This window comes from Xanthomonas sp. F10 (assembly GCF_014206815.1).
GTDB classification, from domain to species: Bacteria; Pseudomonadota; Gammaproteobacteria; order Xanthomonadales; family Xanthomonadaceae; genus Xanthomonas_A; species Xanthomonas_A indica.
In genome coordinates this window covers 798,874-812,815 of record NZ_JACHNP010000001.1, presented here as the reverse complement: position 1 = coordinate 812,815, position 13,942 = coordinate 798,874, and the positions used below count along the sequence as shown (strand labels likewise).

Below are 13,942 nucleotides of genomic sequence, written 5' to 3'. Positions count from 1 at the left end.
AAACATGAAGGGAGGCACAACCCTTCGCGGCAAGGAGGGGCAGTCAGCGGCCACGACGCCCGCGTCGTCGGCATCGGTCACGCCTGCGCGGCCGCGTGGCCGGCCGGCGCTGGCGCGACCGCGCCTGCTGGCGGCGGCGCGCACGCTGCTGCTGGAGCATGGGCTGGAGGTGTCGCTGGAACAGATCGCCAGCCAGGCCGGGTTGACCCGGCAAAGCCTGTACAACCATTTTTCCAGCAAGGCCGAGCTGTTGATGCAGGTATTCGAAGCCTTGAACGAGGAACTGCAGGCACGCTTCGAGAACATCGGCAGCGCCACCGCGCAGGATCTGCCCGCGACCCTGCGGCAGATCGCGGTGACCGTGCCGGCGCACCTGTACGCGCCCGACGCCCTGCGCCTGCATCGCCTGCTGGTGCAGGCCAGCGCGCAGATGCCGGACTTGCTGCAGTCGCTGCACCAACGCCGCGCCGGCCGCCTGCGCGAGCGCCTGGGCGCCTTGCTGCAGGCCCTGCACGCACGTGGCGACGTGCAGGTCGACACGCCCTTCCTCGCCGCCACCGCCTTCATCGGCGCCACCTTCGGCTACGCGTACCCCGGCGCGATGCTCAATGGGCAGGCGCCGGACGCGGCCACCCAGCAGGCGCTGGCGGAGGAAGTGGTGGCGACCTTCCTGGCCGCCTGGCGCTACCGCGGTGCGACGCCGCCCTGAGCGCACGCGCCGGTCCCGCTCAGGAACTGCACGACAGCATCGAACAACCGGCCCGGGTGCGCGCCCAGTCCGGACGCTTCGCCGCGAAGGCCTCGTGCCCTGGCTGCTCGTCATAGGGATGCCGCATCACCTCGAGCAGTTCGTCGATGCCGCCGGTGTCGCCCTGTTCGGCCCGATCGATCGCCTGCTGCGCCAGGTAGTTGCGCAGCACATAGCGCGGATTGGCCGCCCGCATCTTCTCCACGCGCACGGCGGCAGGCAACGGATCCTGCTGCAGCCGCTGCGCATAGCGCGCCAGCCAGGCCTCGAACGCCGGCGCCTGCGCCGCCCGCTTGGCGGGGTCGTAGAACGCCTCGCCCAGCGCCGCCAGCGCCTGCGTCGGCGTCCACGGCTGCAGCGGCAACGCGCTCAGTCCGCGGAACCACAGGGTCATGTCGACCTCGCCCTGCTGCAGCAGGTCCAGCAGGTCGCGCATCAGCGCCACGTCTGCGTCGACGCACTCCTGCAGGCCGAGCTTGGCCGCGATGTTGTCGCGCTCGGCCTGCGCATAGTCGGCGCGGAACCGCTCCAGCCCGTCGTGCAGCGGCGCGACGTCGTCGAACAGCGGCGCCAGCGCCTGCGCCAGGCGTCCCAGGTTCCAGTACGCGACCTGCGGCTGGGTGCCGAAGCGGTAGCGGCGCCCCTGCGCATCGGTGGTATTGGGAGTCCACTCCGGATCGTAGTCGTCGATCCAGCCGTAGGGGCCGTAATCGATGGTCAGCCCCAGGATCGACATGTTGTCGGTGTTCATCACCCCGTGCACGAAGCCGACCCGCATCCAGTGCGCGACCATGCGCGCGGTGCGCGCGCAGATGTCGGCGAACCAGGCGGCATCGCGCGCGCCACCGGCGCCTTGCAGCTCCGGGAAATCGCGTGTGATCACCAGGTCGGCCAGGCGCCGCAGCAACGCGATGTCGCCGCGCGCGGCGGGCAGTTCGAAACTGCCGAAGCGCACGAACGAGGGCGCCACCCGGCACACCACCGCGCCCGGCTCGGCACGCGGATGGCCGTCGTAGAACATGTCGCGCACCACTGTCTCGCCGGTGCCGACCAGGCTCAGCGCACGCGTGGTCGGCACGCCCAGGTGGTGCATGGCCTCGCTGCACAGGAACTCGCGGATCGAGGAACGCAGCACTGCACGGCCATCGGCGCCGCGCGAATACGGCGTGGGCCCGGCGCCCTTGAGCTGCAACTCCCAGCGCCGCCCGTCCACGCCCAGGGCCTCGCCCAGCGAGATCGCACGGCCGTCGCCAAGCTGCCCGGCCCAGTGCCCGAACTGGTGGCCACCGTAGTTGGCCGCATAGGGCTGCATGCCCGGATAGCGCGCATTGCCGGCGAACACCGCGGCGAACTGCGGCGACCGCACCTCCTGCTCGGACAGCCCGAGCGAGGCCGCCACCTCCGGCGAATACGCCAGCAACCGCGGCGCCGCCACCGGCGTCGGCTCGACCGGCGACCACAGCGCCCCCAGCACCTCGCGGCGCCGTGGCCCGGTTTCCGGGTCGCCGGGCAGCTCGGCGACGAAACGATTGTCGAAACGCAAGGAAGACATGGGGCACAGCCTAGAAGTCGCAGCCTGCATTGGAAAGGCCGAAGAGTGAGCATACGGTGCATGCCCTGTGCCCCGCGCGCATTCCGAGCCCCTCTCCCCAAGGGAGAGGGGTTGGGGTGACGGTCCGACCGCCGCGAAGTCCCACCGCAAGTGCTGCAACCCCACCGCTTTTACCACTCCCCACTCCCGAATCCCCGCCCCACCTCCACTCGCCGCCGACACCCGCATCGGGCATGCTCCGCGCTCCTCTCCGGGATCGCCCATGTCCGACCGTCCGTCTCCGCCCCGCTGGCCCCGCAATGCCCTGATCGCCCTGTCCTCGCTGCTGGTCTCGGCTTGCAGCAGCCTGTTCTTCGGCGGCCTCAACGCCAGTTCCTCGCGGCACGGCCTCAGCGAACAGCGCGGGATCGTCTACGACGCCGCGCACGGCCTGGCGCTGGACGTGTACCGCCCGGCCGGGGTGCAGCACGCGCCGGTGGTGGTGTTCTTTCACGGCGGCACCTGGAAGACCGGCAACCGCCAGAGCTACCGCTGGGCCGGCGAAGCGCTGGCGCGGCACGGCGTGGTCGCGATCGTGCCGGACTACCGCAAGTATCCGCAGGTGACCCTGGACGGCTTCATGCGCGACGCCGCCACCGCGGTGGCCTGGAGCCAGCGGCATGCCGTCGACTACGGCGGCGATCCGCAACGGCTGGTGCTGATGGGCCACTCCGCCGGCGCGCACATCGCCGCACTGCTGGCCACCGATGGCCACTGGCTGCAGGCGCAAGGCCTGTCGCCGCGGCAGCTGTGCGGCCTGGTCGGGCTGGCCGGCCCCTACGACTTCCTGCCGCTGACCGACCCGGACCTGATCGGCATGTTCGGCCAGGACCCGGCGCAGCAGCGGCGCTCGCAACCGGTGAACTTCGTCGACGGCGACGAGCCGCCGGCGCTGCTGCTGCACGGCGACGCCGACACGGTGGTGGAGCCGCACAACAGCCAGTCGCTGCAGGCCGCGCTGCAACGCGTCGGGGTGCCGGCGGAGCTGAAGACCTATCCCGGCGTCGGCCACATGCGCCTGGTGCTGGCGCTGCGCAAGGACGACCCGGCGCTGCCGGTCATGGCCGACAGCATCGCCTTCGTGCGCGCCTGCCCGGCGCGTCCCGCCGCGCCCTGACCCGGCCAGCACCGCGACCGACGCACGTCAGGCTCAGTCCGCGCTGCCGAGCAACTCGAACGGGCCGCCCTGCTGCAGCGCGCGCTGGTAGGCGGGACGCTGCTCGATCCGCTGCACGAACCCGGCCAGGTTCGGATGCGTTTGCAGGCCGATCCGCGCCGCCGCGGCCTGCACCGGGAAGCTCATCTGCACGTCCGCGGCGGTGAAGCGGTCGCCGGCGAACCAGCCGGTCTCGGCCAGCTCGCGCTCCATCCAGTCCAGGTGCAGGCGCACCTGCGGCCCGACGAAGCCACGCATCGCCTTGTCGACGATGGCCTTGGCGATCGGCCGGGCGAAGAACGGCATCTTCGCCGAGCGGATCCGCCCGAACACCAGGCTCATCAGCAGCGGCGGCATCGCCGAGCCCTCGGCGTAGTGCATCCAGTAGCGGTAACGCAGGCGCTCCGGCGAATCCAGCGGCTGCGGCGCCGGCGACAGCGTGCAGCCGGTGTCGTAGCGATCCACCAGATAGTCCAGGATGGCCCCGGACTCGGCCAGGACATGGCCGTCGTCCACCAGCACCGGCGACTTGCCGAGCGGATGGATGGCGCGCAGTTCCGGCGGCGCCAGCATGGTCTTGGGATCGCGCTGGTACTTGACCACCTGGTACGGCAGCGCCAGTTCCTCCAGCAACCACAGCACGCGCTGCGACCTGGACTGGTTGAGGTGATGCACGGTGATCATGGCGACGGCTCCGGAACTCGGGGCGGCCATGGTAGCCGGATGCAGGTGTGAACCCGCGCATGCAGGCGTATCGCCGCTGCGCCTGCGACATGGCCGCGGTGCCGCCGCAGGCGACGCGACCGATGCCCGAGACAAGCGATCGCCCAAACAAAAACGCCGGAAGCTTGCGCTTCCGGCGTCTGGCAACCTTGCGGTGGCGGGCGTCCTTAGACGGCCTGCACCTGGTCAGCCTGCATACCCTTCTGGCCCTGCACGGCGACGAAGGTCACCTTCTGGCCTTCCTGCAGCGACTTGAAGCCGGTGCCCTGAATGGCACGGAAGTGCACGAACAGGTCCGGGCCGCTTTCCGGGGTGATGAAGCCGAAGCCCTTGGCATCGTTGAACCACTTCACGGTACCGTTCTGACGATCAGACATTGCTAACTCCTGAAACATTGAATTGAAGAAATCGCAGCCATCGGAAATCGAGGCCGAGACTGAGTTGCAGGCGTTAGTAAAGCGAGCGGAACGATGAAGTGGATCGCGAGATCTACTGCACCAAGCCACGATTCACGGTGACTCTAGCAAACACAGTGGGGTCACCATACGCGGGTCGCGGTCAAAAAGCGACATGTTTGTGTAGACAAACCGGGATCCACCACAAGGAAGCTGAACCCAACCCTAAAGTTAGCACCAGCGCGGCCGATCCGCCTGCCGATCCGCGGAAACTGCGCAAATCCGCCCGCGTACCGGGCAACGGCGGATGACCCCGCGACCTGCAGAATGCGTCCGCGTCAGCCGATTGGCACCCCGCTCGCCTCGGCGAAGCCCGCGCCCGGCACCGATCTCCTGCGTCCCACGCACGGTCCAGGCCCGGTGCCGCCGCACACCGTATCCTATTGCGCCCTCGATCCCGGTAGCCGCATGGCCCTCACCGCCACTCTCCGCAAGGCGGAGCTGCAGATTTCCGACATGGACCGCGGCTACTACGCCGCCCATTCCCTGACCCTTGCGCAACACCCGTCCGAGACCGACCAGCGGCTGATGGCACGCCTGCTGACTTTCGCCCTGTACGCCGAGGAGCGTCTGCTGTTCGGCAAGGGCCTGAGCAGCGACGACGAGCCCGACCTGTGGCGGATGGACTATACCGGCGCCATCGAGCAATGGATCGAGGTCGGTCAGCCCGACGAATCGCGGGTGCGCAAGGCCTGCGGCCGGGCGCGCTCGGTGGTGGTCGCCAACTACGGCGGTCGCGCCGCCGACATCTGGTGGGACAAGAACGCCTCGGCGCTGGGCAAGCTCAAGCAGGTGCAGGTGATCGACCTGCCGGCCGACGCGGTCGCCGCCGCGGCCGAGCTGATCCAGCGCAGCATGCGCTTCGACGTGATGATCCAGGACGGCGAAGTGCAGTGGCTGGGCGACAACGGCAGCGTCGTGTTCGTGCCCACGGTGCGCAAAGTCGCGACATGAGCGCCGGGACCGTCCCCCTCCGCACCGACGTCGTGGTGATCGGCGCCGGCGCCGCCGGGCTGATGTGCGCGATCGCCGCCGGCCAGCGCGGGCGGCGGGTGCGGGTGATCGACCATGCCAACAAGGTCGGCAAGAAGATCCTGATGTCCGGCGGCGGCCGCTGCAACTTCACCAATACCGGCACCGGACCGGGCAACTTCCTGTCGGCCAACCCGCACTTCTGCAAGTCGGCGCTGGCCCGCTACCGCCCCACCGACTTCATCGACCTGGTCGAACGCCACGGCATCGCCTATCACGAGAAGGAACTGGGGCAGCTGTTCTGCGACATCTCCTCCAAGCAGATCGTGCGCATGCTGGTGGACGAGTGCGCCGCGGCCGCGGTGACGGTGCGCACCAGCTGCAGCGTTCGCGCGGTGGAGCGCGGCAGCGAGGGCTTCCGCCTGGACACCGACGACGGCCCGGTGCATGCGGATTCGCTGGTGGTGGCGACCGGCGGCCTGTCCATTCCCAGCCTCGGCGCCAGCGGCTTCGGCTACGAGCTGGCGCGGCAGTTCGGCCATGCGCTGCTGCCGACCCGAGCCGGCTTGGTGCCGCTGACCCTGAGCGGCAAGCATCAGGAACGCCTGCACGACCTCTCGGGCCTGGCCTTGCCGGTGGAGGCCAGGTGCAACGGCGCAAGCTTCCGGAACTTCATGCTGGTCACCCACCGCGGGGTCAGCGGCCCGGCGATCCTGCAGATCTCCTCCTACTGGCAGCCGGGCGACGACCTGCGGCTGGACCTGCTGCCGGGGCAGGACGCCGCGGCCTGGCTGCGCGAACAGAAACGCCTGCGCGGCTCCGCCGAACTGCGCACGGTGCTGGGCGAGGCGCTGCCGCGCCGCTTCGCGCAGCGGCTATGCGAGGTGTGGCTGCCGGACAAGCCGGTACGCCAACTGGACGAGCCGCAGTTGCGCGCCGCCGCCGAACTGCTCGGCGCCTGGCCATTGGTGGCCAGCGGCACCGAGGGCTACCGCACCGCCGAAGTCACCCTGGGCGGCGTGGACACCGATCAGGTGTCGTCCTCGACCATGGAATCGCGGCGCGTGCCTGGCCTGTACTTCGTCGGCGAAGTGCTCGACGTCACCGGCTGGCTGGGCGGCTACAACTTCCAGTGGGCCTGGGCCTCGGGCCATGCGGCAGGCATGGCGGCGTGACCGCCGCGGGGATTAGGGATTCGGGATTCGCCAAGGCGGTTCATGACGGCTGAAGGGTCCCGAATCCCCCAAAGCCGACCAGCACAAGCGGAGCAAGCCTTAGCGAATCCCCAATCCCTAATCCCGAATCTCCGCTTGACTGCCAATCCCCAATCCCGAATCCCCAATCCCGGCCCCTCATCCATGGACGCCGCAGCGGCCATCGTGTATTAAACCCCGTCCCCGGGAGGCTTCATGCACACAGGCAAAGACATCACCCTCCGCCTGATGATCGTCGACGACAGCGGCGAAGACGCCGAGGCGATCGTCAGCAGCCTGCGCAACAGCGGCATCGCCGTGCGCCCGTCGCGGCCGCAGCACGCCGAGGAGTTGGGGGCGATGCTGGCCGCCCAGCCGATCGACCTGGTGCTCAGCGCGCAGGCCCAGTCGATCCCCCTGCCGCAGGTGCTGCAAAGGGTCGCGGCCAGCGGCAAGGACATCCCGGTCATCGTGCTGGCCGAACGCATCGACGAGGAAGAATGGCTGGAGGCCGTGGCCGGCGGCGCGCGCGCGATCGCGCTGCGGCAGCGCCCCGAGCACCTGCTGGCGGTGGTCCGTACCACCTGGGCCGATCTGCAGGCGCGGCGCGGGCTGCGCCGGATCGAGGCGCAGATGCGCGAGACCGAGCGCCGCTGCGACGCGCTGATCGCCTCCTCGCGCGACCCGATCGCCTACATCCACGAAGGCATGCACATCCGTGCCAACGACGCCTATTTGGAGATGTTCGGGTTCGACACGTTCGACGACGTCGAAGGCGTGTCGCTGCTGGACATGGTCGCCCCGCAACACGTGGAAGGCTTCAAGCAATTGCTGAAGTCGCTCAGCAAGGGCGAGCCACCGCCGGCGCAGTACCAGGTGGACGCGCGCACCCTGGAAGGCGACAGCTTTCCGGCGACGATGGAGTTCGCCACCGCCAGCTACGAGGGCGAGGCCTGCGTGCAGGTGGTGTTCCGCCGCCGCGAGGAGTTCGACCCGGAGCTGGCGCGCGAGGTCGAGGACCTGCGCCAGCGCGACCAGGTCACCGGCCTGCTCAACCGCCCGACCTTCATGCTGGCACTGGAAACGGCGGTGGCCCAGGTCGGCCGCGGCGAAGGCCAGTACGGCTTCCTGCTGGTCGAGCCGGATCATTACGCGCGGCTGCTGGCCGACATCGGCCTGGACTCGGCCGACACGCTGGTCGCGGCGCTGGCCCAGCACCTGGCCGCGGCCATCGACGGCGACGTGCAGGCGGCGCGCTTCGGCGAGCACAACTTCGCGCTGTTGCTGGAAGGCGACTACGCGCGCACCGCGGCGCTGGCCGAGCGCCTGCTGCAGGCCTACGCCAGCCACGTGTTCAGCGTCGGCGAGCGCTCGGCCACGGTCACCGTCAGCATCGGCGGCGTGCAGATCGGCGAGAAGATCGCCAGCGTCGGCCAGGTCCTGGCCCGCGCCAGCGAGAACGTGCAGGCCACCGTCGAACTCGGCGGCAATGCCTGCAAGATCTTCGATCCCGGCGCGGCCGACCGGCTCGAGGAAGAGCGCGTGCAGCGCTGGGTGCAGCACCTGCGCGAGGCGCTGGCCGGCGACGGCTTCCTGCTGCACTACCAGCCGGTGCTGAACCTGCAGGGCGACCAGCACGAGTTGTACGAGGCCTACCTGCGCCTGGAGCGCAACGACGAGTTGATCGGCCCGTCGACCTTCCTCGGCATCGCCGCCGAGCATGGCCTGACCGCCGAGATCGACCGCTGGGTGGTGGCCCGCGCGATTGCCGTGATCGGCGAACGCCAACGCGCCGGCCACGCCACCAGCCTGCTGGTCAAGGTCAGCCCGGAGGCCTTCGCCGACACGCAGATGGTCGACCTGATCCGGCGCGAACTGGAGACGCACGGCGTGCCCGGCGACCGCCTGTGGCTGCAGACGCCGGAAGCCAAGGTGTTCACCCACCTGCGCAATGCACAGCAGTTCCTGGCCGACGCGACCGCATTGGGCTGCAAGGTCGGGCTGGAACAGTTCGGCTCCGGCCTGGACTCGTTCCAGCTGCTGGCGCACTTCCAGCCCTCGTTCCTGAAACTGGACCGCGGCTTCACCCAGGACCTGACCCAGACCCGCGAACACCAGGACAAGATCCGCGAGATCACCGCACGCGCGCAGTCGGCAAGCATCCGCACCATCGCCGAGTTCGTCTCCGACGCGACCTCGATGAGCCTGCTGTTCAGTGCCGGCGTCGATTACGTGCAGGGCGAGTTCGTCGGCCTGGCCGGGCCGGGGATGAATTTCGATTTTGCCTGAAGGGCCGGGATTCGGGATTGGGGAGTGGGGATTCGCAAAGCGCCGACCGGCTTCGCCGGTCGGCGTCTCGATCCCACGGTGGATCAGCTCACAGTTGCGTTGACCTGCGCGGCGCGCAGGGTGGCGATGCGCTCGGCCAACGGCGGGTGACTCATGAACAACTTGCGCAGGCCCTGCCCCAGGCCGCCGGCGATGCCGAACGCCTGCACCTGCGCCGGCAAGGTGCTCTGCCCGTGGTTGAGCTCCAGTCGCTGCAGCGCGGCGATCATCTTGGCGCGGCCGGCCAGGCTGGCGCCGCCGGCGTCGGCGCGGAACTCGCGGTAGCGCGAGAACCACATCGCGATCATGGTCGCGAACAGGCCGAACACCAGTTCCAGCACCATCACGATCGCGTAGTAGGCCAGGCCGCGGCGGCCGTCGCGGCTGCCCGACAGATAGCTGTCGACCACGCCGCCGACCACACGCGCCAGCACGATCACGAAGGTGTTGAGCACACCCTGCAGCAACGCCATGGTCACCATGTCGCCGTTGGCGATATGGCTGATCTCGTGGCCCAGCACCGCCTCGGCCTCGTCCTCGGTCATGTTCTGCAGCAAACCCGCGGAGACCGCGACCAGGGCGTTGTTGCGGTTGGCGCCCGTGGCGAAAGCGTTGATCTCCGGGCCGTCATACACGGCGACCTCGGGCATGCCGATGCCGGCGGCCTGCGCCTGGCGCTGGACGGTCTGCAGCAACCAGCGCTCGGTGTGGTTGCGCGGCTCGGTGATGACCTGCGCGCCGGTGGCGCGCTTGGCCATGAACTTGGACAGCAGCAGCGAGACCAGCGAGCCGCCGAAGCCGAAGATCGCGGCCATCACCAGCAGGCCGCCCATCTGGTTCGGGTTGACCCCGAACACGGACATGACAATGCCGGCCAGGACCAGCACCGCCAGGTTGGTGATGAGGAACAGGACGATGCGATTGAACATGTGAGCGTGGGCTCCGCACTGATTAAATGGTCGGGATTGGCTCGAATCTGCGGTGTCGGCCGCTTGAATTCAAGCACGTACCTGACCGAGGATTCAGCTTGTCCATGTCTCCACCCCCCTACCGCGGCCGCTTTGCGCCCTCGCCCACCGGCCCGCTGCACCTGGGATCCCTGCTCGCCGCCTTCGGCAGCTGGCTGCTCGCGCGTCACGCCGGTGGCGAATGGCTGCTGCGCATCGAGGACGTGGACCGCCCGCGCAGCGTGCCCGGCGCCGCCGCGCGGCAACTGGCCAGCCTGCGCGCCTGCGGCCTGGAGGCCGACGGGCCGGTGCTGCGGCAGAGCGAGCGCGACCCGGTGTACCGCGACGCGGCGCAGCGACTGCTGCAGGCCGGCCTCGCCTTCCCCTGCAGTTGCAGCCGCAGCGACCTGGCGGCGCAAGGCGGCGTGCACCATGCCTGCGTCGCCAGCGCGCCGCGCGCGCAGCCGGCCATCCGCCTGCGCGTGCCGCCCGGCGCGGCCAGCGTGGTCACCTTCGACGACGCCCTGCGCGGCCGGCTGACCCAGGACGTCCATGCCGAGGTCGGCGATGTGGTGCTGCTGCGCGCCGACGGCTGCTGGGCCTACCAGTTGGCGGTGGTGGTCGACGATGCCGCGCAAGGCGTCACCGACGTGGTGCGCGGCGCCGACCTGCTCGACTCCACACCGCGGCAGATCCTGCTGCAGCGCGCACTGGGCCTGCCGACGCCGCGCTACCTGCACCTGCCGCTGCTGCTCGGCGCCGACGGCCGCAAGCTGTCGAAATCGCACGCGGCGCTGCCGCTGGACGATGCCGACCCGCTGCCGGCGCTGCGCCTGGCCTGGGCGACGCTGGGCCAGCCGCCGGCGGCGTTGGCGGGCGCCGGTTCGGTGCCGGCGCTGTTGGCCGCGGCGCTGCGCGCCTTCGACCCGGCGCGCCTGTCCGTGCAGGACCGAGGGGTGGACGATGCGGCGCAGGTGGCGGCCGCTATCCCCAGCGACACTGAGGCTGACTAGAATCGGACCCTCGGCCGCGGTGCGGCCCCCACTTTCCTTTTCTTCATCCGGAGCGACATCCATGACATCACGCGTTGCGCTGGTCACCGGCGGCACCGGCGGCATCGGAACCGCGATCTGCGAGCGGCTGGCCGCGCAGGGCCACCGTGTGGCCAGCAACTACCGCGACCAGGCCAAGGCCCTGGCCTGGCAGCAACGCATGCGCGAGCGCGGCCATGACGTGGCCATCGTTCCCGGCGACGTCGCCTCGCCCGAACATGCGCAGGCCCTGGTCCGCGAGGTCGAACGCCAGCTCGGCCCGGTCGAGATCCTGGTCAACAACGCCGGCATCACCCGCGACACCACCTTCCACAAGATGACCGCCGAGCAATGGCACGAGGTCATCAACACCAACCTCAACTCGGTGTTCAACGTCACCCGCCCGGTGATCGAGGGCATGCGCCAGCAGCGCTGGGGCCGGGTCATCCAGATCAGTTCGATCAACGGCCTCAAGGGCCAGTACGGCCAGGCCAACTACGCCGCGGCCAAGGCCGGCATGCACGGCTTCACCATTTCGCTGGCACGCGAGAACGCCAGCTACGGCATCACCGTCAACACGGTCTCGCCGGGCTACGTCGCCACCGACATGGTGATGGCGGTGCCGGAGGAAGTCCGCGCCAAGATCGCCGCCGACATTCCCACCGGGCGCCTCGGCAAGCCGGAGGAGATCGCCTACGCGGTGGCCTTCCTGGTCGCCGAGGAAGCGGCATGGATCACCGGCTCGAACCTGGACATCAACGGCGGCCACCACATGGGGTGGTGAGCGGCTGAACCGGTCAGCCGGCGGTCCTGGGCGCGAGGTAACGCTACCGTCCATCTGCAGCCAGCGCAGGGGCGCGGCCCTCGCTGGCTGCAAATGCTGCGCAGCATGATTTTTATGCTGCACCCGCGTGTTCAGGCAGGAACGGCGGTTGCAAGCCCTGCTGCGCTGCGCCATGCTGCGCGTCTACCGTCACAGAGCGACCGCTTCATGGCTGAGATTCGCATCATCAAGAAGTATCCCAATCGCCGCCTCTACGACACCGAGATCTCCAGTTACATCACCATCGAAGACGTCCGCCAGCTGATCATCGACGGCGAGGAATTCGAAGTCCGCGACGCCAAGACTGGCGAAGACCTTAGCCGCGCCGTGCTGCTGCAGATCATCGCCGACCAGGAACAGGACGGCGAACCGATGCTGTCCACGCAGTTGCTGAGCCAGATCATCCGCTTCTACGGCGACTCGCTGCAGGGCTTCATGGGCAACTACCTGGAGCGAAGCATGCAGGTGTTCCTCGACCAGCAGCAGCAGTTCCGCCAGCAGATGGGCAATCTGCTGGGGCAGACCCCGTGGACCATGATGAACCAGCTCACCGAGCGGAATCTGGAACTGTGGCAGGAGTTCCAGCGCAACCTCGGCGCCGGCTTCGGCCGCCCGACCGCCGGCACCAGCAAGCCCGGCGAACCGCCGGCCGGCGCCGCCCCGAAGTCGCGCCCTCGCTGAGGTCTGCGAGCAGGGGCGGGGTTCAGCGGAGCGCTTCGCGCCCTACCCTCACCCCAACCCCTCTCCCGGTGGGAGAGGGGCGTGCTCTCCCTTCTCCCATCGGGAGAAGGTGCCCCGCAGGGGCGGATGAGGGTCGGGCGGAGCCTAGCGGATTCGATTCGGCGGGACGCTTCGCGCCCTACCCTCACCCCAACCCCTCTCCCGGTGGGAGAGGGGCTTGCTCTCCCTTCTCCCATCGGGAGAAGGTGCCCCGCAGGGGCGGACGAAGGTACGGCCGCACGCTGATAGGCGTGGGACGCGCGTTTGACTCAGCGCGACCTCGCCGGCTTGCAGCTCGCGCAGATCCGCTCGACCTTGTAGCCACGCGCGCGCAGGCCGTCGACCACGCCGTCCGGCCCCAGCAGGTGCAGCGCCCCGACCACCACCAGGGTGTCGCCGCCGCCGTCCTTCAGGCGCTGCTCCAGGCGCGGCAGCCAGGCCTGGTTGCGCTCCACGTCGATGCGCTGGTACAGCCGCGGGTAGTCGCGCTTCATCTGCGCGCCGATCTCCTGCCACAGCTGGCGTTCGTCGCCGCGGCGCCAGGCATCGTGCAGGCGCAGGGTCTGCGCCGCGCCCTGCTCGGCGTCGCCCAGCGCCTCGATCAGCATCTGCTTCTGCTCCACCGGGTCCATGCCGTCGAGCAGGTCGATCTGCGCCTGCGCGGTCTCCAGGCCCTCGGCGGTCTTGCCGTCCTGCAGGGCCAGGGTCATGAAGTGGCGGTCCAGCCCGGCATCGGCCTGCAGGCCCTGCGCCTTCATGTCGGCGATGCTGATGCTGAGGCCGACGAACCATGGTTCGAAGCCGCTCATCTGCGCCAGCGGCAGGCCGTGGCCGGCGGCGTAGCGGCGCAGCCGCTCCCACGTCGCCGGGTCCAGGTCGTCCTGCAGCCGCTTGCCGTCGTGGCGCTGCGCGGCCTGCAGCATCTGCGCGCCCAGTTGCGGCGCGTCCACGTCCTTCGGCGCCAGTTCGAACAGCAACCGCGGCGACGCCGCATAGGCCGTATCGACCTCGCGCGCCAGCGGATAGTCCTCCGCCTTGAGCATGTGGAACGAGCCCAGCAGGTACAGCGTGCCGCGCGGGCCGCTGACCTTCCACAACAACGGCGTGGGCGGCGCCACGGCTGGCGCAGCGGCGGCGGGTGCGACAGGCGTCGCGGCCACCGGCGGCGGCGTGCGGGCCAGTGCCGGCAGCGCCAGGCACAACGACAGCCCCAGCAGCAGGCGGCGCAACGGGCGCGGGAATGGGGTCATCGGCA

Annotated in this window: 13 protein-coding genes; 8 read left to right on the top strand and 5 right to left on the bottom strand. The window is 69.7% G+C overall.

What is annotated here, in order from left to right:
- Positions 1-4: 4 nt before the first annotated feature.
- The gene (locus tag FHR56_RS03635; protein ID WP_237473056.1) at positions 5-709 is read left to right on the top strand and encodes a TetR/AcrR family transcriptional regulator; all 705 of its coding nucleotides are present in this window, start codon (positions 5-7) and stop codon (positions 707-709) included.
- Positions 710-728: 19 nt separating this feature from the next.
- Here the strand turns inward: FHR56_RS03635 and FHR56_RS03630 are convergent, their stop codons facing one another.
- A complete protein-coding gene (locus FHR56_RS03630) occupies positions 729-2,300 on the bottom strand; it encodes a YdiU family protein (protein ID WP_160945981.1) in 1,572 nt (523 codons plus the stop codon).
- 262 nt (positions 2,301-2,562) lie between these two features.
- Between FHR56_RS03630 and FHR56_RS03625 the strand changes: the two genes are divergently transcribed.
- Complete coding sequence (locus tag FHR56_RS03625) at positions 2,563-3,456, top strand: alpha/beta hydrolase (protein ID WP_160945980.1); 894 nt, start codon at positions 2,563-2,565, stop codon at positions 3,454-3,456.
- Positions 3,457-3,489: 33 nt separating this feature from the next.
- On the opposite strand, the gene FHR56_RS03620 is transcribed toward FHR56_RS03625, so the two are convergent.
- Positions 3,490-4,179 (bottom strand): glutathione S-transferase, encoded by a 690-nt coding sequence (locus tag FHR56_RS03620; RefSeq protein ID WP_160945979.1) that lies wholly within the window; start codon positions 4,177-4,179, stop codon positions 3,490-3,492.
- 206 nt (positions 4,180-4,385) lie between these two features.
- Positions 4,386-4,595 (bottom strand): cold-shock protein, encoded by a 210-nt coding sequence (locus tag FHR56_RS03615; RefSeq protein ID WP_019796342.1) that lies wholly within the window; start codon positions 4,593-4,595, stop codon positions 4,386-4,388.
- 486 nt (positions 4,596-5,081) lie between these two features.
- Here FHR56_RS03615 and FHR56_RS03610 point away from each other — a divergent pair, with 486 nt between their 5' ends.
- The 3 genes from FHR56_RS03610 to FHR56_RS03600 all read left to right on the top strand — a co-directional run bounded on the left by FHR56_RS03610 (position 5,082) and on the right by FHR56_RS03600 (position 9,127).
- Entirely contained in the window at positions 5,082-5,627 is a 546-nt protein-coding gene (locus tag FHR56_RS03610; protein ID WP_160945978.1) for a YaeQ family protein, read from the top strand.
- Positions 5,624-6,820: an NAD(P)/FAD-dependent oxidoreductase gene (locus FHR56_RS03605; RefSeq protein ID WP_160945977.1), complete on the top strand. Its 1,197-nt coding sequence runs from the start codon at positions 5,624-5,626 to the stop codon at positions 6,818-6,820. Before FHR56_RS03610 ends, FHR56_RS03605 begins: the two co-directional genes overlap by 4 nt.
- Before the next feature lie 234 nt (positions 6,821-7,054).
- A complete protein-coding gene (locus tag FHR56_RS03600) occupies positions 7,055-9,127 on the top strand; it encodes a GGDEF domain-containing response regulator (protein WP_160945976.1) in 2,073 nt (690 codons plus the stop codon).
- Between the two features lie 83 nt (positions 9,128-9,210).
- Here FHR56_RS03600 and htpX read toward each other — a convergent pair whose 3' ends face one another.
- The gene (gene htpX, locus FHR56_RS03595) at positions 9,211-10,095 is read right to left on the bottom strand and encodes a protease HtpX (protein ID WP_160945975.1); all 885 of its coding nucleotides are present in this window, start codon (positions 10,093-10,095) and stop codon (positions 9,211-9,213) included.
- Positions 10,096-10,199: 104 nt separating this feature from the next.
- Between htpX and gluQRS the strand changes: the two genes are divergently transcribed.
- The 3 genes from gluQRS (at position 10,200) to phaR (ending at position 12,648) form a co-directional block, all read left to right on the top strand.
- A complete protein-coding gene (gluQRS, locus tag FHR56_RS03590) occupies positions 10,200-11,126 on the top strand; it encodes a tRNA glutamyl-Q(34) synthetase GluQRS (protein ID WP_160945974.1) in 927 nt (308 codons plus the stop codon).
- A 61-nt stretch (positions 11,127-11,187) separates the two neighbouring features.
- The gene (locus FHR56_RS03585) at positions 11,188-11,928 is read left to right on the top strand and encodes a beta-ketoacyl-ACP reductase (RefSeq protein WP_160945973.1); all 741 of its coding nucleotides are present in this window, start codon (positions 11,188-11,190) and stop codon (positions 11,926-11,928) included.
- Positions 11,929-12,135: 207 nt separating this feature from the next.
- Positions 12,136-12,648 carry a polyhydroxyalkanoate synthesis repressor PhaR gene (phaR, locus tag FHR56_RS03580; protein ID WP_019797456.1) on the top strand — a complete coding sequence of 171 codons (513 nt, stop codon included), beginning with the start codon at positions 12,136-12,138 and terminating at the stop codon, positions 12,646-12,648.
- A 308-nt stretch (positions 12,649-12,956) separates the two neighbouring features.
- On the opposite strand, the gene FHR56_RS03575 is transcribed toward phaR, so the two are convergent.
- Positions 12,957-13,937 (bottom strand): TraB/GumN family protein, encoded by a 981-nt coding sequence (locus FHR56_RS03575; RefSeq protein WP_160945972.1) that lies wholly within the window; start codon positions 13,935-13,937, stop codon positions 12,957-12,959.
- Positions 13,938-13,942: the final 5 nt, after the last annotated feature.